Raw genomic sequence first — 25,638 nt, forward strand, 5'->3', positions numbered from 1 at the left:
ATGGCAGTAACGGCTTTGTGCTCAACGGCATTGATGAAGGTGACGGCTCAGGCTCCTCAGTCAGCAATGCCGGAGACATCAACGGCGACGGCTTCGATGACCTGATTATCGGGGCATTTCGTGCCTCCCCCAACGGCAACCGCTATGCTGGGGAGAGCTACGTGGTGTTTGGCTTTGCAAGTACTAAAGTTCCTAATCAACGTCCAGTCGCGGTTGCCGACACAGCTACCACCGATGAAGCCACTGCCGTTAACATTTCAGTGTTAGCCAATGACAGCGACCCAGATAACAACCCCTTAACGGTGACAAACGTCAATGATAATGATAGTCGTGTGATTGTTGGTATTCCTATTACCCTAAGTTCCGGCGCTTTATTGACTCTTAATGCTGATAATACCTTCACTTACAACCCCAACGCTCAATTTGAAACTTTAGGTGTAGGCGAAATCGGCAGCGAGAGCTTTACTTATACTATCAGCGATGGTAGCTTTACCAGTACAGCTAGCGTTAACCTGACCATCAACGGGGTGAATGATGCACCCAGGCTTATTTCTATTTTCAATCTCTCTGACCTTAATGGCAGCAACGGCTTCGTAATCAACGGCATTGAGGTGGGTGACCGCTCAGGCGCTCCTGTCAGCGGTGCTGGAGACTTCAACGGTGATGGCTTCGACGACTTGATTATTGGGGCATACCGTGCCTCCCCCAACGGCAAAGGCTACGCTGGGGAAAGCTACGTGATATTTGGTAGCAGGAGTGACTTTGGAGCTAGACTCAATCTTTCGTCACTCGATGGCAGCAACGGCTTTGTGATCAACGGCGTTGATCAGCTTGACAACTCAGGCAAATCCGTCAGCAATGCCGGAGACATCAATGGTGACGGCTTTGACGACCTAATTATTGGGGCATTTATTGCCTCCCCTAACGGCAATAACTTTGCAGGGGAGAGCTACGTGGTGTTTGGCAGCAGCAGTGGCTTTGGAGCTAGCTTTGAACTCTCGTCACTCAACGGCAGCAACGGCTTCGTACTCAACGGCATTGATGCAGGTGACTTCTCAGGCAGCTCCGTCAGCAATGCTGGAGATATCAACGGTGACGGCTTTGACGACCTAATTATTGGGGCAAGTTCTGCCGACCCCAACGGCAATAACTTTGCAGGGGAGAGCTACGTGGTGTTTGGCAGCAGCAGTGGCTTTGGAGCCAGCCTGAATCTCTCATCACTCGATGGCAGTAACGGCTTCGTACTCAACGGCATTGATGCAGGTGACTTCTCAGGCTCCGTTAGCAATGCCGGAGACATCAACGGCGACGGCTTCGATGACCTGATTATCGGGGGAAGTGGTGCCGACCCCAACGGCAATGATGATGCAGGGGAGAGCTACGTGGTGTTTGGCAGCAGCAGTGACTTTGCAGCTAGCCTTAATCTCTCGTCACTCAATGGCAGCAACGGCTTTGTGATCAACGGCATTGATGGAGGTGACAGTTCAGGCATCGACCTTAGCAGTGCCGGAGACTTCAACGGTGACGGCTTTGATGACCTAATTATCGGGGCAAGCATTTCCGCCCGTTACGATTCATTTAATTTCGGGGAAAGCTACGTGGTGTTTGGCAAGGGCAGCAATTTTGAAGCTAGCCTTAATCTCTCCGATCTCAATGGCAATAACGGCTTCGTGATTAAAGGCATTGATGATGATGACAATTTCGGCTACTCAGTTAGCAGTGCCGGAGACTTTAACGGTGATGGCTTTGATGACGTGATTATCGGGGCATATAATGCCAAATCTGTTGGGGAGAGCTACTTACTGTTTGGCAGCAGTAGCGGCTTTGGAGCTAGCTTCAATATCTCGTCCTTGGACGGCAGCAATGGCTTTGTGATCAAGGGTATTAATACGTTTGAAAGATCAGGTTTCTCTGTCAGTGGTGCTGGGGACATTAACAGTGATGGATTTGATGACCTGATTATTGGGACACGTTTTAACGATCGCGTCACTCAGTCTGATGTTGACAAGAGCTACGTCATCTTTGGTTTTGGGGCTAATGCTATAATTGATGAAGATACCTCTGTTAATATCCTTGTCAGCACTATTATAAATATATATGCAGATGCCGAAAGCGATACCTTAAGCGTTAGTGGTTTCACTAACCCTGCTAACGGCACACTCACCTTCAACGACAATGGCACTGTTGGCAACACCAGCGACGACTACTTCACTTACACCCCAAACGCCAACTACAACGGAACTGACAGTTTTACATACACTGTCAATGACGGCAATGGCGGCATCATTTCTGGAACTTTTAACTTGAACGTCAAACCAGTCAATGACGCACCCGTTGCAGTCAATGATACTGTTACTGCTGCTAAAAATACTGCTGTAAGTATTCGAGCTAATACTCTACTAGCTAATGATACAGATGTCGATCGCACCAACCTTAGCATTACTGCTGTTAATAATGCAACCAACGGGACTGCGGTACTTAACAATAACGGCACTGCCAACAACTCGGCAGATGACTTTATCCTATTTACCCCAACTACCGGGTTTAGTGGTGCGGCTAGCTTCAATTACACCATCACTGATGATCAGCTTACCAGTACTGCTAAGGTTACTGTCCAAGTAGGCGATCGCATTTTTGGTGGCAACGGCAACGATGCACTCCACGGCACAAAAGGTAATGACTACCTCAATGGCGGCAATGGCAAAGACACCCTTAATGGTGGCAATGGTAATGATACCCTTGTTGGCAGTAATAGTAATGACATCCTCTGTGGCGGTAATGGCAAAGACACCCTTAATGGTGGCAATGGTAATGACAGATTGTTTGGTGGTTTTGGTAACGATACTCTTACAGGTGGCAATGGCAAAGATAAATTTGTCTTGGCTGCAACCCAAGGTACTGATACTATTACCGACTTCTGCAAGGGCACTGACTTGATTGGCTTGTCTAGTGGTTTAACCTTCAGCCAACTGAGTTTCTGCGGTAATCAGATTATTGTGACTACTACTGATGAAATCTTGGCAACGCTGACTAGCATTAATACCGTCACACTGACTGCCGCTAATTTCACTAGCGTCTAGTATCGAAGTCGGGGAGCAAGGTCTTGCTCCCCCAAAAAACCAATAATTAATATAAAATTAGCCTTTTCGTCAAACTGACTGTAAATTTATAGTTCGTAACATAAATAACAAGTTTTTTAAAAGTCGTAATTCATTACAGGCAACCGAGTTAAAATTTTGGATAGCAATGCGATCGCTTCCAAAAATCTTTGCAACAGATGTACGCCCTTTCCAACGTATCTGTAGCAGGAATGTCGTGAAATGGTATGACTTTTCACGGGATATCGAATCAGAAAAATGGTGTGCGGAATTTCAGTATTAAAGCGGAAGGAAAACGAATTCACTTGCTAAAATTCCGCAATTGCCGCCAAGACAATTGCAAAAACGCAGTGTAGTCTTTAACTATAAAAACACTATCAGGCGGTTCCTAGACAAAATGTCAACTATTCCCACTAAACTTTTATAATATTTTGTTGTTCTTATGACTCCAAAACACACCAAAATTAAATTCCCCCTTTGGCTGTATCTGAACCAGCCTTTATTTAGTCGTGATACTAAATTAGTATTAAATCCCCATCGCTTTGCATTAATCTGGCGTCTTCAACTTCTAGAACGCTGCTGGGCTAAAGAATGCGATGCTAAGGGGCCTCAACAGCATTAGATACCTTTAAAGCTGCTGCACTCAATTAAAAGCTGGCAAACTAAGTACAACATTTCATTTATTCGTAGCGAATTAAATTTGGCAAGACCTGCGTCCCCCTGCGTTTAAAAACGCTACGATTTTAAGCAAGATGTACTAAACCTCGTCTACAGAACGTGGCTTTTTGCCGTCAAGTAAAGCACTGACAGTCATATCTCCCATGACATTAATTGCAGTGCGGCAGCGATCCAGAAACCAATCTACAGTAACTAGCAAAGCGATGTACTGGGTAGGTAAGCCTACAGAAGTGAACACTAGTGTCATTGTTACCAGTCCAGCATTGGGAATATTTGCCGCACCTACGGATGCAAAAATCGAGGTAAGGATGACAATTAACTGCTGTCCTAAACCCAAATGTTGCCCAATCAGTTGGGAAATATACAACGCAGACATTGCTTCATAAAGGGCAGTGCCATCATTATTGAAATTTGCCCCGACTAATGCCCCCAAAGCAGCAGAAGATTCCCTTAAACCGATTTTTGTTTGTAAAACCTCAAAGGTTACGGGCATTGTAGCCGCAGAGGAAGAAGTTGAGAAAGCTGTCAAAAAGGCATTAGAACCACCAGAGAGGAATTTTAGCGGGTGTACCCAAGAACCGAATTTTACTCTGGTGAGGTAGTAGCAAGCTTGCAATGCCAGCGCTAACAGCACCGCTACGATAAATGCACCCAAAGATTTAAATGGTGCAAAGCCTTGCATAGCAACAGTCTTTGCTACAATCCCAAATACTGCCAAAGGCACTAAGGCAATTACCCAGTTGAGGACGCGGACTACCGCCTCAAACAAAATGCCGATGACATCCTCTATCGGCTGGTATCCCTTTTTCCCTTGGGCAATTTGTTCAGATTTTAATCCCCGCAGGACGATGCCAAAACTCAGGGCAATAACAATTAGTTGGATAACATTATTATCAACTAACGGCTTGAGGACAGCTTCCGGTACAGCATCTTTGAGTATTCCCCAAGGGTCAAGACTTTGAGGAGCTATTTCTGTATTTATTGAGGTAGCTACATTGCCCCAAGTCCCCGGACGCAGGACATTTGCTACAAAAAGTCCTACTAAAATAGCTACGGTTGTGTTGGTTAAAAGCAGCACTGCTAGCCGCCGTCCGGCTGTACCAGGGATATCTGTAGTCATTAAGGTATGCAGCACAGCTACCAGAATCAGGGGTGTAGCTAAGGCACGGAGAGCCTTTAGTACTAATTCAGCCGGAATTGCTAAATTGTTGATTAAGGCGGCGTTACTTGGATTGGGATTCCCCGCACCAAGGGCAATGCCGACGCTGACTGCGGCTACTAGGGCGATGACAATTTGCAAAGTAAGAGGGATACGCTGCCACCAAGGGCTAGCTTTGGTTTCAGGCGAAGTAGTACTCTCTGTTTGACTCATTGGCTAGATACTGGTTAACTGCTGTAACTATTAAAACTTCACTTTCGGAAGTGAAAATTTCGCAAACAAGTTAATCTAAGATTCCGTTGCTTTGCAAAATCCGGCTCGAAAGGGTGTGCGACTGGGTAGATCCCTAGAGATCAGTTGATTAGCATTGAATTTTAATTTTTAATTTTGAATTGCTTATGTCATTTATCCCTTTACATATTCACAGTGACTACAGTTTGCTCGATGGGGCAAGTCAGCTACCAGAGTTAGTGGATCGAGCGATCGCACTGGGAATGAAAGCGATCGCCCTTACTGATCATGGTGTCATGTATGGGGCCGTTGAGTTGATCAAAATCTGCCGTAGTCAAAATATTAAGCCGATTATCGGCAATGAAATGTATGTCATTAACGGCGATATTGAAAAACAAGAACGCCGTCCAAAATATCATCAAGTTGTTTTAGCTAAAAATACTCAAGGTTACAAACATTTAGTCAAATTAACTACAATTTCTCACCTTAAAGGTGTTCAAGGTAAAGGAATTTTTTCTCGTCCTTGTATTAATAAAGATTTACTAAAAGAATATCATGAAGGCTTGATTGTTACTAGTGCTTGCTTGGGTGGAGAAGTTCCCCAGGCGATTCTTAGCGGTAGACCAGATGCAGCTCGGAAAGTTGCCCAATGGTATAAAGATGTATTTGGTGATGATTTTTATCTAGAAATCCAAGATCACGGCTCTCAAGAAGACCGGATTGTAAATGTTGAAATAGTCAAAATTGCGAGGGAGCTAGGGATTAAATTTATTGCTACCAATGATTCTCATTTTATTTCTTGTTTTGACGTTGAAGCCCACGATGCTTTGCTATGTATTCAAACTGGCAAGCTAATTGTTGAAGACAAGCGGATGCGTTATAGCGGTACAGAATATCTCAAATCTGGCGAGGAGATGAAGCAGCTATTTCGTGACCATTTGCCGGATGAAGTGATTGAAGTTGCGATCGCTACTACTGAAGAGGTTGCCGATAAAGTCGAGCCTTACAATATTATGGGTGAGCCTCAGATTCCGACACCACCTATTCCCTCTGGTCATACTGCTGATACTTACGCCGAAGATGTTGCATGGAGTGGACTTTTAGAACGGTTAAATCGTAAATCCCGCCAGGAAGTTGATTCCATCTATAAAGAAAGATTGGAATACGAATTAAAAATGATTCAGCAGATGGGTTTTTCCAAATACTTTTTAGTTGTATGGGACTACATCAAATTTGCTAGAGATAATAATATTCCTGTGGGGCCTGGTAGAGGTTCGGCGGCTGGTTCATTAGTTGCTTATGCGATGCGAATTACTAATATTGACCCTGTACATCACGGGCTACTATTTGAGCGTTTTTTGAACCCCGAACGTAAATCCATGCCTGATATTGATACGGATTTCTGTATTGAACAACGGGATAAAGTTATTGAATATGTAACTGATAAATATGGTGCAGATAGAGTTGCCCAAATTATTACTTTTAACCGCTTAACTTCTAAAGCAGTTTTGAAAGATGTCGCCAGAGTATTGAATATTCCCTATGGGGAAGCTGACAAAATGGCGAAATTAATTCCTGTGGTGCGGGGAAAACCAACAAAACTCAAGGTGATGATTTCTAATGAAACTCCAGAACCAGAGTTTAAAGAGAAATATGATAAAGAACCCCATGTTCGCCACTGGCTTGATATGGCAATGCGAATTGAAGGAACTAATAAAACTTTTGGAGTTCATGCAGCAGGTGTAGTGATTTCTGCCGATCCACTTGATGAAATTGTGCCGTTACAGAAGAATAATGACGGTTCTGTAATTACCCAATATTTCATGGAAGACCTGGAATCAATGGGTTTGTTAAAAATGGATTTTCTGGGTTTGCGGAACCTGACGCTAATTCAAAAAACCGTTGATTTGATTCAAGAAACGAGAGGATATCGAGTTGATCCTGATGAAATTCCCCGCCAGGAAAGAAAAGCCCAGAAGATATTAGCTAAAGGTGAACATAGTACTTTGCCAAAAGATGTGCAAAAAACTTATGAATTATTAGAAGCGGGTGAGTTAGAAGGGATATTTCAATTAGAATCTTCTGGTATGCGTCAGATAGTGCGAGATTTGAAGCCTTCTAATATAGAAGATATTTCTTCAATTTTGGCACTTTATCGACCGGGGCCATTAGATGCGGGACTGATTCCGAAGTTTATTAACCGCAAACACGGGCGAGAAAATATTGATTATCAACACACCATTTTAGAACCAATATTAGACGAAACCTATGGAATTATGGTCTATCAAGAGCAAATCATGAAAATTGCTCAGGATATGGCTGGATATTCATTAGGACAAGCTGACTTGCTGCGTCGAGCAATGGGTAAAAAGAAAGTTTCGGAGATGCAAAAGCAGCGAGAAAAATTCGTTGATGGCGCAGCAAAAAATGGGGTACAGAAAAAAATTGCGGATGAATTATTTGAGCAAATGCTAAAGTTTGCTGAATATTGTTTAAGTTATGACACGGAAATATTGACTGTAGAATATGGATTAATACCGATTGGGAAAATTGTGGAAAAACGCATTGAATGTACTGTGTACAGCGTTGATAATAATGGGAATATTTACACGCAACCTGTAGCACAGTGGCACGATCGCGGACAACAAGAAGTATTTGAGTATTGTTTAGAAGATGGTTCAATCATTCGAGCAACAAAAGACCACAAGTTTATGACTGTCGATGGTCAAATGTTGCCAATTGATGAAATATTTGAACGGGAATTAGATTTGATGCGGGTAGAGTGTTTACCAAATTGAGAGGATAAGTCTCAATACAGTTCAGATAAGACCAAAACATTTGTAGAGACGGCGATTTATCGCGTCTCAAAAACCCAAAATTTTGTACCAGTAGTCCTTAACTGAACCGTATTGGATTATATGGCCTATGGCTGGTCGGTTGAAGAGATGTGCCGCCAGCATCCTTACTTACACCCTGCTGAAGCCTACGCAGCGATGGGATATTACTTTGACCATCAAGACGAGATTGACAATGAAATTCGCGCTGAATGGGAACAAGCACAGCAAGCGAAAGTTCAGGCTCCAGCCTCTCCCTTTGCTATACGAATGAGGGCTTAGAATATTTTTCAACAAAAGGGCATCTAAAGAGCGATCGCTTTGAAAATAATTCAACAAAATTTTATCGGAATTATGAGTTATAGTCTTTATTCTTAACTCTTAACTTTTTTCATGCCATCCAAAATCTTACCACTGCCCCTGAAACCCGGTGACTTACTACGAGTAATTGCACCTAGTGGTGCTTTGCGAGAATTGGACACATTTGGGCGGAGTGTAGAAATTTGGCGATCGCGTGGTTATATTGTAGAAATCAGTCCTCAGATAGATGACAAATGGGGTTATCTTGCTGGAACAGATGAAAGCCGCCGTCATCAGCTAGCGACAGCTTGGCAAGATCCCCATTGTCGCGGTATCCTTTGCGCCAGAGGCGGTTTTGGCAGCACCCGCATCTTAGAAGATTGGAATTGGCAAAAAAACTCAGCACTTCCCAAGTGGTTGATTGGTTTTTCTGATATTACAGCCTTGTTGTGGAGTCTTTACACAGCAGGAATTTGCAGCGTTCACGGTTCGGTAATGACAACTTTGGCAGATGAGCCAGATTGGTCAATTGACCGATTATTCGACTGGGTAGAAGGTCGTCCTCTCGCCCCTCTCAAAGGTCGCGGTTGGGGCGGGGGCGTAGTTACAGGTACTTTACTACCAGGTAATCTCACGGTAGCTACTCACCTTTTGAGTACACCAATCCAGCCACATCTTGATGGTGTAATTCTGGCATTGGAGGATATTACAGAAGCACCCTATCGCATCGACAGGATGCTGACGCAGTGGCGTTTAAGCGGTGCTTTGTCTAAAGTCTGTGGTATCGCCTTGGGGGGTTTTACTCGCTGTGAAGCGCCACCAACTGTACCTAGTTTTAGTGTAGAGGAAGTATTACGCGATCGCCTGGGTGATTTAAATATTCCGATTGTTTCTGCTCTGCCTTTTGGTCATGATAGCCCCAACGCAGCCTTACCAGTGGGTGTAGAAGCAACTTTAGATGGAGATGCAGGGATATTAGCGATCGCGCATCCCCATCTAAAGTTAAAATCAGATCCGCTTCTGGTTAAACAGTCATAATCCACTCACAGAATAATCTTCTAAATGCTTTGGTAAATTCCAATTAATTTTCGGATCTGGCTGATGTTTTACTGGCTCAACATTTCCGCGCCAAGCAGCCCCCATAATTTGCATAGTTTGGTAAATAATTGTATTCCAACCTTTTTCTTTTAAGTAGTCTAAGCCTTGTGCTACATCAGGAGAATTTAAATCATGGAATAAAATTAAAGCATCCGCCTCTGCCAATGGTTCACAAATAATCGTATCATTGAGCGGAGCCGATGCTTCATGATCCCCATCAATTAAAATCAATGACCACTTGCGTTGTAATTGTTTAGCCAACTCCTCTACCTTTTGTGGACTATAACCGGCTACTAAATTAACTGAGTCGAGAACACCAGCAAGTCGTAGGGAACTAGTTACACTTTCGTAAACATTTTCTCTGGCTAAAAGAGGATCAATTACATCTAATTCCACTCCACCTAATGCCAGGTGACAGGCAGACCAACCCCGTAAACAACCAATTTCTAAAGCTTTTTTTCCAGCAAATTTGAGTGCTGTATTATATAAAATATGTGCCTCATCTCGGTTAAGAAACCCTATAAATGGCTCATCTCTATCCACATACCAGTTATGGGGAATCTCTCGACGTAAATAAGACCAATAACAATTATTGAGGTCTCCAATAATCATATTGGGGAAAGATGAATCAGGATGAACTATCTCAAACTTGGGTGAAATATAGTCCCAACTAGATAATGAGATATTTGGAACAACTTCATTAGTTTTTGTCATTATTTATTTTTCTCCAAAGATTCATTATGTACTAGTTTTGTTAACTTTACCAATTAGATTACGTAATTCAGGATTAACAGTAACACACTATCGGAATCCTACTTTAATCTTGCTCAATATAATGAGAAGGAAATCTTTGGATGGCAAGCTTCTAGGCAGCTTAGTTGTGCAAAAATCAAATAGGAGTCCTATATGGTTCAATAGTTAATACTGAGATCAAGTCAAATCCCCAAGAGAAGGATAATCGCCCTGCGGTAATTAGAGACATCTAGGCGAGGGTGAAAAGAAAAGCAATGTCTACGGCGGCAAGCTACACAGAGCTATTCTGTATAAATTAGCCGTAGTGTAGTATTGCTTTGGGGGTCTTTTGCTAAATGTGAATCACCGCCAAGCTGTACTAGCTTTACTGTAGAAAAGGAGAAAATCTTTGGGAGCATCTCACCTTTGCAAAAACATCAGGCAGCAAGCTGGCCGTTGAGATAAGCACATCTAAGCTGTAGCATCCGAGGCACATTTTCTAATTTCCACTGTGCGCCAGAAATTTTTAAACGTTTGCCAATTTGTTTGACGGCAGATTCAACAGCGCCGGAACCAATGGAACATAAGCCTTCTTGAGAGAAATACAGATAGTTGACGATCCTTTCCGAATGCTTTTTAAGATAGTTGATGAAGTTTTTTGCCTGCTTTTTTGTCAAATCAACAAACAGAGCGTAGGCGTAGCCCGCCGCAGGCATCGCTTCCTGAACCTGGCCAAGCCATAAAAATGTTTCTGCTGCCTTAAGGCGTTTGATTGACCCACCGACTTTATAGAGGTTTTCTTTCATTTTTTCTACATCTTGAAATGATTCATTCCCACTCAACAGCAAACAGTTTTTCTCAAACAGTGGACTTAGCTGACTATAAGGCTTTAATCCCAATATTTGTGCTTGTTTCTCTGTGACTGTAACCTTTCCTACAATGCTTTTGACTACTCGTTCTCTGCCTTTTTCTGTCCCTGTGACTTGTTTGATAAAAAAAAGCGATTTTTGGACTTACTTGCTCTAGCATCTTTGTCCGTACCGCTTTTTCCAAACTCTCAAAGTTTGCTAGCTCTTCAGGCTGAGTATTCCGATAAAGAATTTCTGCTGCCTCTAGCAAGCAGGCTTCCAGACGTTGGGAGTCTTCAGGGTTCATAGTAATTGCACTTGCCTGGGTATTGTGAGTGTAACTATCTTCCCTCAATTACACCTATATTTGCAAAAGTGAGATGCTCCCGTGCCTTTTCCATTTTCTGATGCATCAGCCACTACAAAGACGTCCTAATATTATTGCCACGGTTGATAAAAGTAAGTAGGTAAGAATTAACCAAACTATGTTAACCAATGTAAAATTCTTGGACTTTTTGTAGTAATGGCTTCATCGCTTACTACAAACCTGTAGTTATTCACGCCTACTTATTTATACTACCTTTATAGTGTTAAGGAAATAGAGCAATGTTAAAAGTTTTTGCCGATCGCGGTGGTACATTCACTGATATTGTTGCTGTTACTAATAGTCAGGACATTATAAATGGACTGTCAAGACATCCTGAACGTTTTTTAATTGTTCCTCTACCTGATCAACAATGGATTATAGTCTACAAATTACTTTCAGAAAATCCTGAACAGTATCAAGATGCAGCTATCCAGGGTATTCGAGACATTATAGGTCTTTCAGATAATGAACCAATTCCTACTGAAGCGATAGAAGTGGTAAAAATGGGGACAACAGTAGCGACAAATGCACTGTTAGAAAGGAAAGGCGATCGCGTCGTTCTTTTCATCACCAAAGGGTTTAAAGATGCACTGCGAATTGGCTACCAAAATCGTCCTGATATCTTTGCCCGTCATATCATTTTACCAACTATGCTTTATGAGCAGGTGGTTGAAATAGATGAACGCTATGATGCTCATGGAAATGAATTAATTTCTATAAATATTGAAAAAGCAAAAAGTGATTTGCAAGCAGTTTACAACACAGGAATTCGGAGTTGTGCCATTGTTTTTATGCACAGCGATCGCTATCATTACCATGAACAACAAATAGCCCAGCTTGCTCAAGAAGTTGGCTTTATGCAGATATCTGTATCCCATCAAGTTAGTCCTTTAATGAAATTGGTCAGCCGAGGAGATACAACAGTAGTAGATGCTTATTTAACTCCTATTCTACGTCGCTATGTCAACCAAGTAGCGAGTCAATTACCCGGAGTCAAATTGATGTTCATGAAATCTGACGGCGGTTTAGTCGCAGCCGAACAATTTCAAGGAAAAGATAGTATTTTGAGTGGCCCGGCTGGGGGTATTGTTGGTGCAGTCCAAACTAGCAAAAGGGCTGGTTTCGAGTTAGTTATTACTTTTGATATGGGCGGGACAAGTACAGATGTTGCTCACTTTAAAGGAGAGTATGAACGACAACTAAATTCGGAAATTGCTGGGGCACGGATGCGAGTTCCCGTATTAGCAATTAATACTATTGCGGCTGGTGGTGGTTCAATTCTCTTTTTTGATGGTTCTAGTTATCGTGTCGGGCCGGAATCTGCTGGATCAAATCCTGGGCCTGCTTGTTATCGTCGTGGGGGGCAATTAGCGGTTACTGATGCCAATGTGATGTTAGGCAAAATTCACCCGCAATATTTTCCCTCGGTTTTTGGGATTGATGGCAATTTACCTTTAGATAAAGATATTGTCATTCAGCGATTTACACAATTAGCCAAAGACATTGTATCTGCTACAAAAAATCATTGTACTCCCGAACAAGTAGCTGCGGGATTTATTGCGATCGCAGTGGAAAATATGGCAAACGCAATTAAAAAAATTAGTCTGCAACGGGGTTATGATGTCAGCCAATATGTGCTTTGTTGTTTTGGTGGTGCAGGCGCGCAAGTTGCTTGTTTAATTGCCGATACTTTAGGAATGAAAAAGATATTTTTACATCCTTATGCTGGTGTTCTTTCTGCTTACGGAATGGGATTAGCTGATGTCCGGGCGATTAGAGAAGGAGGAGTTGAACAACCTCTCACTCAAGGGTTAATTCCTCAATTACAGCAGTTAACGGAATATTTAGAAACTCAAGCTATAAATGAAATAGATGAAGTATATAGCCAATTAGAAATAGTCAAAAAGCTTAACTTAAAATATGAGGGAACTAACTCCACTTTAACCGTTGATTTTGTCGATGATGTGGTAGGAATGCGACGACTATTTGAGGCTGAACATCAATCTCGTTATGGTTTCATTCAATTAGAAAAAACCTTAATTATTGAATCCGCCTCAGTGGAAGTTATTCAGAAGATGGAGACTCCTGAAGAAGCCTTAATTATTCGTAACCGACCTTTAGATGAAGTTCCCGTATCTGTTGAGACAGTAAGGATGTTTACTGCTGAACAATGGCATGATACTCCTGTTTTTCGACGGGAAGATTTACAACCAGAAGATAATATTAATGGGCCTGCGATCGTTGTCGAAAAAATTAGCACAATTGTAGTTGAATTTGGCTGGGAAGCCAGATTAACTGAACGTAATCATTTAGTTTTACAGCGTAAAGATTGATTAATTTATCTTCCTTAATTTTTATTTGCGAGATAATTATCAATGTTAGTTATTTTGTAATAAACCCAAATAGAAATTAAATGTCACCTTACCATCCGGTCATTGAAATCGTACAAATAGAAACTACATTCTTAGAATTGGCGAAACAATGGCGACATTAGACAAGAATGCTCTCCGTTATCTCCAAAATATCAATAACACTTATGGTGCCCAGATGAAAAAACAGCGATTTTCTTTCTGTTCTATAATGTTTGCACCTAGCTGATAGTAAAAACTCAGTCCACGAGTGTTGCGAGCATCAGCATTCCAAGCAAGATGGGTACAGTTATTACCCTTTGCAACTTGAGCTAAATTACTCATCAATGCTGCGCCCGCTCCCTGACTTCTCATATCTTCATCCACATACAAATCATCAAGCCAGATACTTGGTTGACCTGCAAACGATGAGTATCTGAATCCATATAAAGCAAATCCAACCACACGCTTTGAGGTTTCAGCGAATAAAACGTAGGAGAAAGGTACTGCTATAAAAATTGTTTTGTGTATTTTATCTTCAGTGACTTGAATGACACCAGAATAAGCACCAATTTTTCTATCAAACTCAGACTTTTTTTGGATAAAGGAATAAATTAGTGGTACATCATCAGGTGTAGTAGTCCGAACCTTCATTAAATTAATCTCAATCACTTTAGTAGCTAATCTTAGCAAATATAGGAGCCAGAAATGTACACAACATCTCAACCCGACCCCATCCGCTTAGAAATATTCAAAAACCTCTATCAATTTATCGCCGAACAAATGGGTATTGTTCTCCAAAATACGGCAACATCGGTAAATATTAAAGAAAGGCTTGATTTTTCCTGTGCTATTTTTGATGCTTCTGGATTATTAGTCGCTAACGCTCCTCATATTCCTGTACATTTAGGCTCGATGAGTGAAAGTGTCCGCAGTTTAATTAATGCTAAAGGCGACATTATAAAACCAGGAAATGTTTATCTATCGAATAATCCTTATAATGGGGGAACACATCTTCCTGATGTAACTGCAATTACCCCTGCTTTTGACGCAGACAAAAAACAAGTTATTTTCTACGTTGCTTCTCGTGGACATCAAGCTGATATCGGTGGGATTACTCCAGGTTCAATGCCTCCCCACAGTACCACAGTGGAAGAAGAAGGAATTATTTTTGATAATTTTCTTTTAGTTGAAGAAGGAAGTTTTCGAGAAACCGCAGTAAGACAGCACCTCTCAAATCATACTTATCCTGCTCGTAATATTGACCAGAATATAGCTGATTTTAAGGCACAAATTGCTGCTAATGAAAGAGGAGTTCAAGAACTTCGTAAAATGGTTTATCAATACGGACTTGAGACTGTTCAAGCTTATATGAGCTTTGTACAAGCTAATGCCGAGGAGTCTGTGAGACGAGCTATCAATCTTCTAAAGGATGGTTCATTTATTTATGAAATGGATAATGGGGCGATAATTCAAGTTAAAGTCACGATTCACTCAGAAAATCGCAGTGCTACCATTGATTTTACTGGAACTTCTGAGCAACTAAATAGTAATTTTAATGCTCCCAAAGCTGTAACTCAAGCAGCAGTTTTATATGTTTTTCGGACTTTAGTAGATGATAATATTCCTCTCAATGCCGGGTGTCTTAACCCGTTAGAAATTATTATCCCAGTAGGCTGTATGTTGAATCCAACCTATCCAGCCGCAGTAGTAGCGGGTAATGTTGAAACTTCTCAAACTATTGTCGATGCTTTATATGGTGCTTTGGGTGTGATGGCTGCTTCTCAGGGAACAATGAATAATTTTACCTTCGGTAATGAACAATATCAATATTATGAAACCATCTGCGGCGGCTCTGGGGCGGGAATTGATTTTGATGGAACTGATGGTGTTCATTCCCACATGACTAACTCCCGATTGACCGATCCAGAAGTTTTAGAAACTCGTTATCCTGTACTTGTAGAAAACTTTAGTCTTCGTCTCGATAGTGGTGGCAAAGGAAGATATTCGGGTGGTAATGGAGTTATCCGCCGGATCAAGTTTTTAGAACCTATGACAGCTAATATTCTTTCTGAACATCGGCTTATTCCTCCTTTTGGATTAAATGGTGGGGAGGCTGGAAAAGTAGGACGCAATTGGATACAACGTCAGAATGGAAGTGAAGAAGATTTAGATAGCACAGCAACGGTAGAGATGAAACTTGGGGATGTTTTTGTGATAGAAACTCCTGGGGGAGGGGGATTTGGTAATTTGTCTCACGCAGAGGAGCAAAGAGTAATATGAATCAAGGGGTTTGGCTCAAAACTGTATGCTAATTGATGATCTCGATCATTTTGATTGCCAAATACTTTTCAAACAACCTCTAATACAATAAAAGCTGTAGGTCATCCCAGCATCATCATTACTTATGGTGAAATCAGACCCTCGCCAATTGCCTAGCAGTGCTGAACTTCCTTGTTCAGACGATACTCCTGTGGATAACGAAGACCAGAACTTTATTCCTAATTTGCTTCTCTTCTTGCTACAATATATTTGGGCAAACCGTAATGACTGGTTTTTCAGCGTGGATATGGGCGTTTACCATACCACAGGGGTTAGTCCACTTGTGCCGATTGTCCCAGACGGATTTTTGAGCTTAGGTGTAGAACGCCGCAAAGCAGGTAAATCTCGTAAAAGCTATGTTCTCTGGGAAGAAGACTACATTGTACCTATTTTGGCTTTAGAAATTGTCTCTTTAACTCCGGGTGGAGAATATGACAAGAAATTAGATATTTATGCCAAGTTAGGCGTACTGTACTACATTATTTATAATCCAGAGTATTGGCAACGCGATCGCCACCAACCTTTTGAAGTTTATCGTTTAGTACATGGTAGCTATCAATTACAAATTGGTGAACCCTTTTGGATGCCAGAAATTGCTTTGGGAATCGGTAGAGGGCAATACGTATCTGGTAATATCCAGCGTCAAGTTTTGTATTGGTATGACCGACAAGGAAAGCGCTATCAAACTCCAGAAGAACAGCTTGAATTAGCGCAAAAACAACTTGAGCGTTATCGTCAGCAATTTGGAGAACTGCCAGAAGCGTAAGGGGTGATTGTTCATATTTGTTATTAACAATAGATTAGCCCTCACCTAGAAATTTAGGATGAGGGCTGACATAGCTGACATAAAGGTGGTTAGTTAAATCTTAGGCATTCCTTTAATATAAGGGTTGATAAAAGTTCCATCTTTCTTGATGTAGCCTTTAACAACTTTTACTTTAGGTATTTTAATTGCCTTGGGCGGTTTTGGTGGCTTTGATGGCTTTGGTGTTTTAGACATTTTCTTACTTCCCTCTAAATAAATAGCTTCTAAGACTCTTTTCTATCGTGAACCCAGAAACAGAAAACCACCTCAGCAAAAATTCTAATTTTTATAGATAACTTGTAAAGATAATATGAATATGTGTTAAAAGCTTAAAAAGCACATCGTTCTTTTTTATAGTTAAAATCTTTGTTTTGATCTGATTAGCTCATCCTTAATATCAAATCAGCACAATTTAAATATTTCATTCTCTCTGTCTATAAGCTTCAACTTCTGCTGCTATTTCTTCATCAGTTAAGGGATTATCTGCGTGTATCGCTTGTATTTCTTTGAATAACTTTTTTAATTCTTCTGCTAAAGTAACCCTTTGATTAAACTTTTTCCCCGACTTTTGCAACTCCATCGCATAAAACTGCCGACTTCAGCCGACTGACAAAAGAAAGTGCGATCGCTTAGTTTGGTACGGTGTGTTATGCTGCTATCTTACGCACCCTACCAGATTGAAGCTTATTCCCTCACATCACAAACTAACCTTTTAAATAAAGACAGAGAAATAATAGTTGTGTTTAACAAAGTTTGCGCTTCATTAAAATCAGCATCACCCGTAATAAAAAAATCTGCTCCTGCTGCAATAGCACAAGCTAAAAACTTTGCGTCTTTCCTATCTCTGGGGAAATCAACCTCTACATCCACATTAATTAGTGTTGTCACTGAATCAATTAAATAAACCCATCTTTCGTATTGTACCTCAGTTAATTTTAAACGAGGACGCTTTAAAACTTCCTTATACTCTGCGATAATCTCTGCCGATACAACCCACTCAAAAGCAGAATTAGCAACCACAAATAAAATTACTGCCTCTGGATTTTTATCAGCTATAGCAGCAGAGACTACGATATTAGTATCAATAATAACTTTCATTCTCCCAGTCTATAAGCTTCAATTTCTGCTGCTATTTCTTCATCAGTTAAGGGATTATCTGCGTGTATCGCTTGTATTTCTTTGAATAACTTTTTTAATTCTTCTGCTAAAGTAAGCCTTTGATTATCGTCTGTCAAAATAATCACCTCAACTCTCTGTCCTGCTTTAAATGGTAAATCAGATAATACTAACTGCTTTGGATCTGCAATGGTGATATATCTTTTATAAACGTTCATGATTTATCCTGTTACTCAACTTTTATCTACCCTTGTTCTAACAATTTCGCCACATTCTCTGCAATTCTCTCTTCTAACTTTGTAAAGTAGCCCTAGAAAAGCGAGTTTCTAAACCCAAATTTTCTATAACCAACTTTTTTCCCGACTTTTGCAACTCTATCAGATAAAACTGCTGACTTCAGCTGACTGACAAAAGAAAGTGCGTAGGCATAGCCAGCCGTAGGCATCGCTTAAGCTATGGGCATAGGATAAAAACCAAGTATAAAAAGTATGCTTAATACTCTCAGCCCAGTTACAGAAGACTTAGCAGGTCAAAGCTATGCCCATCCTCACTACTTCCAAACACAGCATCGCCTTCGTTCCCTCATAGACAAATATCTTGCAGTCGAAAAACTACACGATCGCCTGCAAGATTTACCGTTACAGTTTGCCAATCCTCAACCACGTCCTTGGAAGCCCATCGACTGGCAAACAATTAACCGCAATCAAATTATCGGGATAGATCCAGAAATATTCTTATCTATCTTGATAGGTGCGATGGATACAGAAGCCCCCATTCGTGGCTATACCCAAACCAGTCGCCAGTATTTGGAAAAATTGCATCCTCAGATGGCTCATTTTGTTGGTGGAACAGTCGCTGAAGACGACAACCTCCTAGAAATTGGTTTGTGGGAAAAAGAAGAACGTCAGCACACACCTGCATTAATTAAGGTCTACACCCAACTAACAGGCGAGAAAATTACCCCCAACCATCGCACCGTTAGAGCCTACCTCCCCACAGATGACCCTTACGAAGACTTATATCGCCAAATTGGGCGCACACTCATCAAAACGCGATCGCCAAACTATCAGCGTAACAACCTCATTCGTACCCTACGCCGGATGATGGCTACCCTCAACTGGAACGCTTGGTCATTCACAAACAAAACAACCCTCCTCTTCACCTTCACCTACACAATGCATCGTCTGTGGACTTGGAACAACACCCTCCCCCCAAAGTACTTGCAAAATTTATTTGAAACTAGTCATTAATAAAAAAAAAGGACAAATTACTAAAATCCAAAATTGGTATAAGCTGGCTCTAACTTCCGTAGGAAATTGAGCATGGCTGAAACCACAGTATCCGGTGACTCAATTAAGAAACCATGACCACCACGGTCGAGGACTACAAGTTCAGCGTTGGGAATACCTTGAGCAAGTTGCTGGGAAAATTTTGGCGGGGTAAGAATGTCTTGTTTTCCAACCAGAACTAAGGTAGGACAATGAATCTGTTGAAGACGGTTTGTTGTGTCACAGTCAAGCATGGCTCGGCTGTGATGATAGAGTGAATGAGTCGCAGGGGAGAAGGGATTTCTAATGGCAAATTCGATCAGACCTTCGATCATCCCAGGAATCGAGTAGAACGTATCTGTAAATATCCAGGGCAATACAACTTTTTCATAAAGTTTCAGGTTTACATTACCGGGGAGGTCGCCCCAAGTTTCAATGATGCTATTGAATAGTCCATCACCCTTTGCCAAACATGAGAGTAGCATCAAACTTTGTACCTTTTCAGGGTGTGCTAACACCACTTCTTGGGCTATCTGACCACCCATTGAATGACCTGCTAGATGCACTTTATCGATCGCAATGTGATCGAGCAATGCTGCAACGTCACTAGCCATCTGTTTCAAATTATAAGGGCTTTCGGGAGCAGAACTTCTTCCCATGCCTCGGTTATCTAAGCGAATGACTTGATACTGCGAAATCAGTGATGGCATGATCAGCGACCAATAAGCATGATCGCAAAGGAAGCCAGCTATTAATAGCAAAGGCTCACCCTTTCCTTTAATGTCGTAGAACAAATCAATTCCGTTAATCTGAACCTTGGGCATAGTCAAGAGTGCGAATTAGTCACGTTTCTATTCCATTTAGTTTCCCATGATTGGGAAACTTCTAGATTGTAATACCGTCCTTAATGGTTTTGCTTCTGCTTGACTAGCCAAAGGGAGAGCAGAGCGATCGCTACACCAGCTAGAATAAAACAATAAATGTAGCCGAAATTATCCACAATTTTACCGAATACTGCTGCGCCGATTCCCTGGCCGATAAACAGGCTGAAGACGAACAGAGAAACAGATGTACCTCGTGCTTCAGGCGTTAGCTCAGTGGCTTGGGTCTGAAGAGTGCCGTGCATCATATAAAAGCCCAATCCCATTAGGATATTTAAGGGGATAAATAATATCCAGTTTTGGAACAAAGCGATCGCTAAGAAGCTAGTACACATTAAGCTCCCTCCCACTCCCATCAAACCAATCTCACCCAGCCGTCTTACCAACCACTTAACTGAGCGAGTGTAAATTAGTCCACCCAATCCAAACCCAGTAAGCATAAACCCGATTGCTACATAGGATAAAGTATAGCGATCGCGCAGAAATGCGCCGACGTAAGCGAATGCCCCAAACAGGCAAAGACCTTCGATAAATACCCCCACAACCACAGCACGCGCCATCGGTTGACGCAATAGCTGGTAATAAGGCCGGAATGTTATCCTACTTACCCGACCTTGGGGAGGATAACCATCGCTAAGGTGACGTGTCCCCCGCCATAAAAGTCCAGCAATACCAAGGGAGACAAACCCAAATACGAGAAAGATGTAACGCCAACCAATATATTCTCCAAAGATTCCTCCCAAACTACCGCCGAGGATTTGACCCAACACCAGTGCACTGAGATACTTGCCGAGCGCTGCTTGGCGTTCTTCATAAGGAAAGTTATCACCAATATAAGCTAAGGTGATGGGAACAATCCCAGCAGCAGCCATTCCTGTGAGAAACCGTAGCAAGGTAAGTAAAACGATATTTGAAACAAAGGCACAAACAGCCGTACCGACAGCAAATGCTGTTAGTGCTACTGTAATTACTTTCAGTTTGCCGATGCGATCGCCTAGCGGCCCATAGACTATTTGAAATAGCCCATAGGGAATGGTGTATGCCGAGATAATCACCGCAGCACTGCCAACACCAACTTTGAACTCGTCGGCAATGATGTGCAGTAGAGGATCAATTACCCGGACATCGGCAACTACCATGAAGGCAGCAGCGCCCAACAGTCCTAATGAAACAGGTGTTTTGCTTGCTGTATCCTTTGCTAACCTGCCCACTGCTATGTTCTCCTGGTGTTTGAGTTTTCGCACTTCTAGAATAGACTTTTTGCGTAGGTAAGCAAGCCAATGCTGGATCGTCACAGGAGTTCTACGACGAGAATTCAAATATTCATTAAAATTCTTAATGGTGATAACTTGCTATCACAAGCTGTATTGTGGTGCAAGTTTGAGCTTCGGACAATTTCTGATAAAACAGATGTTGATCTGAATCTGCTGGGGCAAAATAGAAAACATGACGATTGAATCCAATTCCTCAAATCTACCAACCCCAGAACCTATCCCAGAACACGACTTGCAGCCAGATGATTTTGACGGTGGCGATTCTGAGAATAACTTAACCTCAGAAGCGCTAGCGACACAACAAGCCCTAGCGGCGATCGCATCTTTGCAATCTCCGCAACATACAACTGCTCTCAAACAAGCTCGTTCTGACTTCAAGCAACCCAGTACCAAGCAATTCACAGTTAAGCCGAGGGCATTGGTGATTACTCTGATAGCGATCGCCATCACCTTTATCGGAGTTATCCTCAATAACTGGATCATCGGCCTTATCGGAACGCTGATGACTCTGGTGTTATCTCTAGCGATACTATTGCCTTGGTTACAAGAAGTTTTAGACGAGTGGTTTTCAGCCCAAGAACGCACGCTGTTTGTTGCCTTTTTGGGAATAATAGTAGCGATCATCGGCTTGATCAGGTTCACAGGCGTAGGCGATCGCTTGTTGCTTTGGGGACGCCAGATTAACTGGGACGTTACCGGAACTCTAGCAGAATGGTTTGGTGCTTTGGGGCAAATTCTTATCGCCATCATCGCCGTTTATGTGGCGTGGCGACAATACGTTATTTCCAAAGACTTGACAATTCAGCAAAATCTGCTTACAGTTCAGCAAAACATTATTACCCAGCAGCAGACAATTGATTCTTATTTCCAAGGCGTTTCAGACTTGGTATTAGATGAAGAAGGATTATTAGAAGATTGGCCCCAAGAGAGAGCGATCGCTGAAGGACGCACTGCGGCAATTTTAAGTAGTGTCGATGGCAGTGGTAAAGCGAAAATTCTCCGCTTTCTTTCACGTTCCAAGTTGCTGTCACCCTTAAAACGCGATAGCCGATTAGGTCGAGCCATTTTCAACGGGAATGGCGGTTACGCGGAAGACCGACTAGAAGGTGTGCGCGTAATTGATTTAGGTGTAATGCTAGCGGGAGCAGACCTTTCTGGTACTGATTTGCGTTGGACTGATCTAAGCGAAGCTAATCTTGTCCGCGCTAATCTGAGCGGTTGTGATTTAGTAAAAGCCAACCTCTCGCGCACAATTTTATATCATGCCAATCTCAATGCTACCGACCTCAACGGAGTTCGCCTGTTTTACGGTGTAGTGGACAAAGCATCACCCCGCAGCCGCACCCAAGCACCAGATTATGAAACCGGCGAACGCACTGGCGCTGTGGTAGAAAATGCCGATTTCACGAATGTGCAACGGATGTCTGAGTCTGCACGTTACTACTGTTGCGCTTGGGGTGGCGAAACAACCAAAGGCACTATTCCTGGTGGTTGTGAAGGTATTCCTAACAAGTTAGGACGATAATTATAGTTGAGTTCTAAATAGTCAGATTTTGCCCAATAATTAAAGGTTTGTAGTAAGGGCTGAAGCCCTCACTACGAGCAAATTTAATTAATTTTATTTAACTGTTACAGCTTATTTGCAGTAACCAGAGTTTGTTTGCAGTTCGCTAAACATAGTGATTGAAATCTTTCATATCATGTCCGGTTGAACACAAGTCAATTGCGAAGGTCGTGTTCGCGGAGCGTCTCTAAGAGTTGCAATCTCCAAACCCTTGCGATTGCTTCATTCCACTGCCAATACGGTTCGGTTAAGGTTTTTTGATGAAAATTCTAGATTAGAAAGACGCGATAAATCACCGTCACGACGAAAGATTGATTATTGTAGAGACGGCGATTTATCGCGTCTCTTGCCTTAACCGAACCGTATTGATTCCACTGCGTTACACTCGCAATGACATATCGTAAGTGATTAAGCGGACATGATATCACCGGAATATAAGTTTTAATCACTGTTGATAGGATAAAAACGTTTTTTATTCTCTATACTCATGTAAAACAAAAATACTGCAAAGCCCATTATTACTATGCTAAATATGTAACCATCGCCAAAAACTTTGATGGCTATTGATGAAAGTATTGGGCCAGCAGTACATCCAAAACTATATATAGCTGTGAACAAAGCACTTCCAGAAGATAGTTCATTTGTAGAAAGTTTTTCTCCAATTAGTGCCATTGTTAAAGGAAGAATCGGACTTATGCTAGCTCCAGCAATAAATGCAAATATGTGGGTAGCCGTGGAGTTTTGAATCAATGAAAGACACAAAAATGACAATAGTACAATAGAGACACTACTAAAAAGAATTTTTAGTCTGCCGAATCGGTTTGCTAGGTGAGTAACTGGAACAGTAGAGAGCAAACCGCCAACTACAAATATGGCAAAGGTATAGCCTATCTGCTCTATATTGTAATTCTGTCGTAGCAGATAGACCGGATATAAAGAAACTAGCGTAGATTCGGCAAAACCATAGATAAAAGCACCCTGAAGAGGAAGTTTAAGCTTGCTGAAAATTCCCGAACTTGAAGATTTTTGGAAAACAACAACTTTGTTGGGTAAGGCTATCCAGACGACAATTACACCGCTAAAAATTAAAGCACTACCCAAAGAAAATGAAAGTTTGGGGGAAACGTTATAGAAAGCAGAACCGAGTACTGGGCCGATACCAAACCCAAAAGTAAAAGCTAGAGCATTCAAACCGTTGACGATCGCTCGATTACCTTCATGACAAAAATAATTTAATGCCGTGTTTCCACTGACTAAATATAAACAACAAGCAATGCCCATGATAGCACGGATGACAAACCATGCAGGCATTGATGTAGTCATAGTAAACAAGGGAGCGCTAAAACCCATAAGTGCCAAGCCAAGCATCATAGTTTTACGAAGCCCCAACTTTGGTAATATTTTTACTACAAGGGGTGTTCCCAAAGCTATGACTAGAAAATACACTGTAGAATTTGCTCCTATCCATAGATCGTCAACTTGATGTTGTGCCATGAACGTTGAGATAAAGGGATTAAATAGCCCTATAGAAATACCAGACAAAAAAGCTATGATATACAAAGCTGGTAATCCAGTAGAGAAAGGAGAATTTGATTTTGTGGAAGTCAATTCTGTCATAAAACTTTAGGGTAATTGAGAAAACGCGTGGTTTTAGCGCATGGTAAAACTACGATGCAGCAATCGTTTTATTTAAAAATGACTAGGTAACAAATAAATAGCCATTTTTGCAATAAATTTATTTTTTTAACTCTATTTTAAGAGAGTTAGCTATTTAGGAAAGGGTATTTGTGTCTCTAAAGTGCTTAGTTATTGTTTATAGCTAACACCTGATGCAGATGTTGAGATAATGACTCCAAAAAGAGTGATTTAGAATTGTGCAAAAAGAAATGGTCGCCAGAAAACATTTGCAGATTGAAGGAACTACACGTCTGCTCACGCCAAGCTTCTAAATCATCAACCCTAATTGCTTTATCCTGTAAACCTCCAAATACAGAGATTGGGCAGTCGAGTGGCATTTTACTTGTGTAAGCGTATGTTTCAAGCATCGTAAAGTCTGCGCGCAGACAGGGGAGGAAAAGTTGCAGGAGTTGTTCATTCTCCAAAATTGCCTGTGGTATTGCATTATAACGATAATTTGACAAAAATAAATTCTCCACCGCTGCTAATCATTCCGAAACTAGGCTGATTTGGATGAGGATTACCTAACATATAAGCTAATATTTGTGCGAGTCCTCTTTCAATGGAATATTCTGCTTGTTTCGACTCAATAACCATTACCCAAAATTGGTCTTTCAGAACTAATGTATCTATTTTGCCTTTGATGATAATTTCTTCATCTTCATCGATAATCTCTATTGGTTCCTCAGCTTTAATATGTAAAGGTACTAAATAAAAATCCCCAATAAAAAGTATTGGGTCTATAATTGCCATTCTGACAACATCTTCTAGTAAAGGTGGGTAATTAAGAAGATTAAAATAACCTGTTTTTACTTTATCTAAAAGTTGTTTATCTAAATCAGTAATTTCTAATAAATCTTCTTGCCATTCGCAGAAGAATTGATCATCCAAAACTAACTCAATACTAAAATTTTCGATTAAGTAGCGTAAATTGATCTCTTTTGCTTGGAGTGTTTGCGTCATACTTTTTGCAAAGTGGAAAAAGTGAGTTATGCTATGATACTTTATTTTCTCGCGATCGCTCAGTTAAAGATGAAT

22 protein-coding genes and 1 pseudogene are annotated in these 25,638 nt (G+C 41.4%); 10 read left to right on the forward strand and 13 right to left on the reverse strand.

Annotated features, from left to right (window positions below; genetic code table 11):
- The coding region (locus F8S12_RS24770; protein WP_196518960.1) for an Ig-like domain-containing protein at nucleotides 1–3,080 on the forward strand (3,080 nt) is incomplete at its 5' end.
- 460 nt (nucleotides 3,081–3,540) lie between these two features.
- Nucleotides 3,541–3,720 (forward strand): hypothetical protein, encoded by a 180-nt coding sequence (locus F8S12_RS24775; RefSeq protein WP_196518961.1) that lies wholly within the window; start codon nucleotides 3,541–3,543, stop codon nucleotides 3,718–3,720.
- 135 nt (nucleotides 3,721–3,855) lie between these two features.
- Here F8S12_RS24775 and F8S12_RS24780 read toward each other — a convergent pair whose 3' ends face one another.
- Complete coding sequence (locus F8S12_RS24780; RefSeq protein ID WP_196518962.1) at nucleotides 3,856–5,148, reverse strand: dicarboxylate/amino acid:cation symporter; 1,293 nt, start codon at nucleotides 5,146–5,148, stop codon at nucleotides 3,856–3,858.
- 185 nt (nucleotides 5,149–5,333) lie between these two features.
- Here F8S12_RS24780 and F8S12_RS24785 point away from each other — a divergent pair, with 185 nt between their 5' ends.
- From F8S12_RS24785 to F8S12_RS24795, 3 genes are all read left to right on the forward strand, one after another.
- Nucleotides 5,334–7,964, forward strand: coding sequence for a DNA polymerase III subunit alpha (locus F8S12_RS24785; RefSeq protein ID WP_196518963.1), 2,631 nt, complete (start codon nucleotides 5,334–5,336; stop codon nucleotides 7,962–7,964).
- Between the two features lie 111 nt (nucleotides 7,965–8,075).
- On the forward strand, nucleotides 8,076–8,282 hold the full coding sequence (locus tag F8S12_RS24790) for a DUF433 domain-containing protein (protein ID WP_331001441.1): 207 nt from the start codon (nucleotides 8,076–8,078) through the stop codon (nucleotides 8,280–8,282).
- 111 nt (nucleotides 8,283–8,393) lie between these two features.
- The gene (locus tag F8S12_RS24795) at nucleotides 8,394–9,338 is read left to right on the forward strand and encodes a S66 peptidase family protein (RefSeq protein ID WP_196518964.1); all 945 of its coding nucleotides are present in this window, start codon (nucleotides 8,394–8,396) and stop codon (nucleotides 9,336–9,338) included.
- Here F8S12_RS24795 and F8S12_RS24800 read toward each other — a convergent pair.
- Complete coding sequence (locus F8S12_RS24800; protein ID WP_196518965.1) at nucleotides 9,333–10,112, reverse strand: class I SAM-dependent methyltransferase; 780 nt, start codon at nucleotides 10,110–10,112, stop codon at nucleotides 9,333–9,335. The two genes, F8S12_RS24795 and F8S12_RS24800, sit on opposite strands and share 6 nt — an antisense overlap.
- Before the next feature lie 455 nt (nucleotides 10,113–10,567).
- Nucleotides 10,568–11,285: pseudogene (locus tag F8S12_RS24805) on the reverse strand (hypothetical protein).
- Nucleotides 11,286–11,584: 299 nt separating this feature from the next.
- On the opposite strand from F8S12_RS24805, the gene F8S12_RS24810 reads away from it, so the two are divergent.
- Nucleotides 11,585–13,678, forward strand: a complete 2,094-nt coding sequence (locus tag F8S12_RS24810; RefSeq protein WP_196518966.1) for a hydantoinase/oxoprolinase family protein — start codon at nucleotides 11,585–11,587, stop codon at nucleotides 13,676–13,678.
- A 201-nt stretch (nucleotides 13,679–13,879) separates the two neighbouring features.
- Here the strand turns inward: F8S12_RS24810 and F8S12_RS24815 are convergent, their stop codons facing one another.
- A complete protein-coding gene (locus F8S12_RS24815) occupies nucleotides 13,880–14,365 on the reverse strand; it encodes a GNAT family N-acetyltransferase (protein WP_331001442.1) in 486 nt (161 codons plus the stop codon).
- Nucleotides 14,366–14,401: 36 nt separating this feature from the next.
- On the opposite strand from F8S12_RS24815, the gene F8S12_RS24820 reads away from it, so the two are divergent.
- Both F8S12_RS24820 and F8S12_RS24825 read left to right on the forward strand, forming a co-directional pair.
- Nucleotides 14,402–15,976, forward strand: coding sequence for a hydantoinase B/oxoprolinase family protein (locus F8S12_RS24820; protein ID WP_196518967.1), 1,575 nt, complete (start codon nucleotides 14,402–14,404; stop codon nucleotides 15,974–15,976).
- 124 nt (nucleotides 15,977–16,100) lie between these two features.
- A complete protein-coding gene (locus F8S12_RS24825; protein ID WP_196518968.1) occupies nucleotides 16,101–16,781 on the forward strand; it encodes a Uma2 family endonuclease in 681 nt (226 codons plus the stop codon).
- A gap of 93 nt (nucleotides 16,782–16,874) precedes the next feature.
- Here the strand turns inward: F8S12_RS24825 and F8S12_RS24830 are convergent, their stop codons facing one another.
- The 4 genes from F8S12_RS24830 to F8S12_RS24845 form a co-directional block, all read right to left on the reverse strand.
- Complete coding sequence (locus tag F8S12_RS24830; protein ID WP_196518969.1) at nucleotides 16,875–17,015, reverse strand: hypothetical protein; 141 nt, start codon at nucleotides 17,013–17,015, stop codon at nucleotides 16,875–16,877.
- 226 nt (nucleotides 17,016–17,241) lie between these two features.
- Complete coding sequence (locus F8S12_RS24835) at nucleotides 17,242–17,400, reverse strand: hypothetical protein (protein WP_196519010.1); 159 nt, start codon at nucleotides 17,398–17,400, stop codon at nucleotides 17,242–17,244.
- 104 nt (nucleotides 17,401–17,504) lie between these two features.
- The gene (locus tag F8S12_RS24840; RefSeq protein ID WP_196518970.1) at nucleotides 17,505–17,918 is read right to left on the reverse strand and encodes a putative toxin-antitoxin system toxin component, PIN family; all 414 of its coding nucleotides are present in this window, start codon (nucleotides 17,916–17,918) and stop codon (nucleotides 17,505–17,507) included.
- Nucleotides 17,915–18,154: a hypothetical protein gene (locus tag F8S12_RS24845; protein ID WP_196518971.1), complete on the reverse strand. Its 240-nt coding sequence runs from the start codon at nucleotides 18,152–18,154 to the stop codon at nucleotides 17,915–17,917. Before F8S12_RS24845 ends, F8S12_RS24840 begins: the two co-directional genes overlap by 4 nt.
- Nucleotides 18,155–18,424: 270 nt before the next feature.
- Between F8S12_RS24845 and F8S12_RS24850 the strand changes: the two genes are divergently transcribed.
- The gene (locus F8S12_RS24850) at nucleotides 18,425–19,186 is read left to right on the forward strand and encodes a ferritin-like domain-containing protein (RefSeq protein WP_196518972.1); all 762 of its coding nucleotides are present in this window, start codon (nucleotides 18,425–18,427) and stop codon (nucleotides 19,184–19,186) included.
- A gap of 20 nt (nucleotides 19,187–19,206) precedes the next feature.
- Here the strand turns inward: F8S12_RS24850 and F8S12_RS24855 are convergent, their stop codons facing one another.
- Together F8S12_RS24855 and F8S12_RS24860 are read right to left on the reverse strand one after the other, a co-directional pair.
- Nucleotides 19,207–20,028, reverse strand: a complete 822-nt coding sequence (locus F8S12_RS24855) for an alpha/beta fold hydrolase (protein WP_196518973.1) — start codon at nucleotides 20,026–20,028, stop codon at nucleotides 19,207–19,209.
- 80 nt (nucleotides 20,029–20,108) lie between these two features.
- Nucleotides 20,109–21,380, reverse strand: a complete 1,272-nt coding sequence (locus F8S12_RS24860; protein WP_331001443.1) for an MFS transporter — start codon at nucleotides 21,378–21,380, stop codon at nucleotides 20,109–20,111.
- 151 nt (nucleotides 21,381–21,531) lie between these two features.
- On the opposite strand from F8S12_RS24860, the gene F8S12_RS24865 reads away from it, so the two are divergent.
- Nucleotides 21,532–22,884, forward strand: coding sequence for a pentapeptide repeat-containing protein (locus F8S12_RS24865; protein ID WP_196518974.1), 1,353 nt, complete (start codon nucleotides 21,532–21,534; stop codon nucleotides 22,882–22,884).
- A gap of 480 nt (nucleotides 22,885–23,364) precedes the next feature.
- Here the strand turns inward: F8S12_RS24865 and F8S12_RS24870 are convergent, their stop codons facing one another.
- The 3 genes from F8S12_RS24870 to F8S12_RS24880 all read right to left on the reverse strand — a co-directional run bounded on the left by F8S12_RS24870 (nucleotide 23,365) and on the right by F8S12_RS24880 (nucleotide 25,563).
- Nucleotides 23,365–24,540: an MFS transporter gene (locus F8S12_RS24870; RefSeq protein WP_196518975.1), complete on the reverse strand. Its 1,176-nt coding sequence runs from the start codon at nucleotides 24,538–24,540 to the stop codon at nucleotides 23,365–23,367.
- 185 nt (nucleotides 24,541–24,725) lie between these two features.
- Nucleotides 24,726–25,079, reverse strand: coding sequence for a thioesterase II family protein (locus F8S12_RS24875; RefSeq protein ID WP_331001444.1), 354 nt, complete (start codon nucleotides 25,077–25,079; stop codon nucleotides 24,726–24,728).
- Nucleotides 25,045–25,563 carry a restriction endonuclease subunit R gene (locus tag F8S12_RS24880; protein ID WP_230968252.1) on the reverse strand — a complete coding sequence of 173 codons (519 nt, stop codon included), beginning with the start codon at nucleotides 25,561–25,563 and terminating at the stop codon, nucleotides 25,045–25,047. The genes F8S12_RS24875 and F8S12_RS24880 overlap by 35 nt, the downstream gene beginning before the upstream one ends.
- Nucleotides 25,564–25,638: the final 75 nt, after the last annotated feature.

Origin of the sequence: Nostoc sp. WHI (genome assembly GCF_015714725.1) — a bacterium.
Lineage (GTDB): Bacteria > Cyanobacteriota > Cyanobacteriia > Cyanobacteriales > Nostocaceae > Nostoc.

Bases quoted from the DNA above. Each gene is read 5' to 3' on its own strand.
- F8S12_RS24775 (WP_196518961.1), top strand. From the start codon at position 3,541: ATGACTCCAAAACACACCAAAATTAAATTCCCCCTTTGGCTGTATCTG.
- F8S12_RS24780 (WP_196518962.1), bottom strand. From the start codon at position 5,148: ATGAGTCAAACAGAGAGTACTACTTCGCCTGAAACCAAAGCTAGCCCT.
- F8S12_RS24785 (WP_196518963.1), top strand. From the start codon at position 5,334: ATGTCATTTATCCCTTTACATATTCACAGTGACTACAGTTTGCTCGAT.
- F8S12_RS24795 (WP_196518964.1), top strand. From the start codon at position 8,394: ATGCCATCCAAAATCTTACCACTGCCCCTGAAACCCGGTGACTTACTA.
- F8S12_RS24800 (WP_196518965.1), bottom strand. From the start codon at position 10,112: ATGACAAAAACTAATGAAGTTGTTCCAAATATCTCATTATCTAGTTGG.
- F8S12_RS24810 (WP_196518966.1), top strand. From the start codon at position 11,585: ATGTTAAAAGTTTTTGCCGATCGCGGTGGTACATTCACTGATATTGTT.
- F8S12_RS24820 (WP_196518967.1), top strand. From the start codon at position 14,402: ATGTACACAACATCTCAACCCGACCCCATCCGCTTAGAAATATTCAAA.
- F8S12_RS24825 (WP_196518968.1), top strand. From the start codon at position 16,101: ATGGTGAAATCAGACCCTCGCCAATTGCCTAGCAGTGCTGAACTTCCT.
- F8S12_RS24830 (WP_196518969.1), bottom strand. From the start codon at position 17,015: ATGTCTAAAACACCAAAGCCATCAAAGCCACCAAAACCGCCCAAGGCA.
- F8S12_RS24835 (WP_196519010.1), bottom strand. From the start codon at position 17,400: ATGGAGTTGCAAAAGTCGGGGAAAAAGTTTAATCAAAGGGTTACTTTA.
- F8S12_RS24840 (WP_196518970.1), bottom strand. From the start codon at position 17,918: ATGAAAGTTATTATTGATACTAATATCGTAGTCTCTGCTGCTATAGCT.
- F8S12_RS24845 (WP_196518971.1), bottom strand. From the start codon at position 18,154: ATGAACGTTTATAAAAGATATATCACCATTGCAGATCCAAAGCAGTTA.
- F8S12_RS24850 (WP_196518972.1), top strand. From the start codon at position 18,425: ATGCTTAATACTCTCAGCCCAGTTACAGAAGACTTAGCAGGTCAAAGC.
- F8S12_RS24855 (WP_196518973.1), bottom strand. From the start codon at position 20,028: ATGCCCAAGGTTCAGATTAACGGAATTGATTTGTTCTACGACATTAAA.
- F8S12_RS24865 (WP_196518974.1), top strand. From the start codon at position 21,532: ATGACGATTGAATCCAATTCCTCAAATCTACCAACCCCAGAACCTATC.
- F8S12_RS24870 (WP_196518975.1), bottom strand. From the start codon at position 24,540: ATGACAGAATTGACTTCCACAAAATCAAATTCTCCTTTCTCTACTGGA.
- F8S12_RS24880 (WP_230968252.1), bottom strand. From the start codon at position 25,563: ATGACGCAAACACTCCAAGCAAAAGAGATCAATTTACGCTACTTAATC.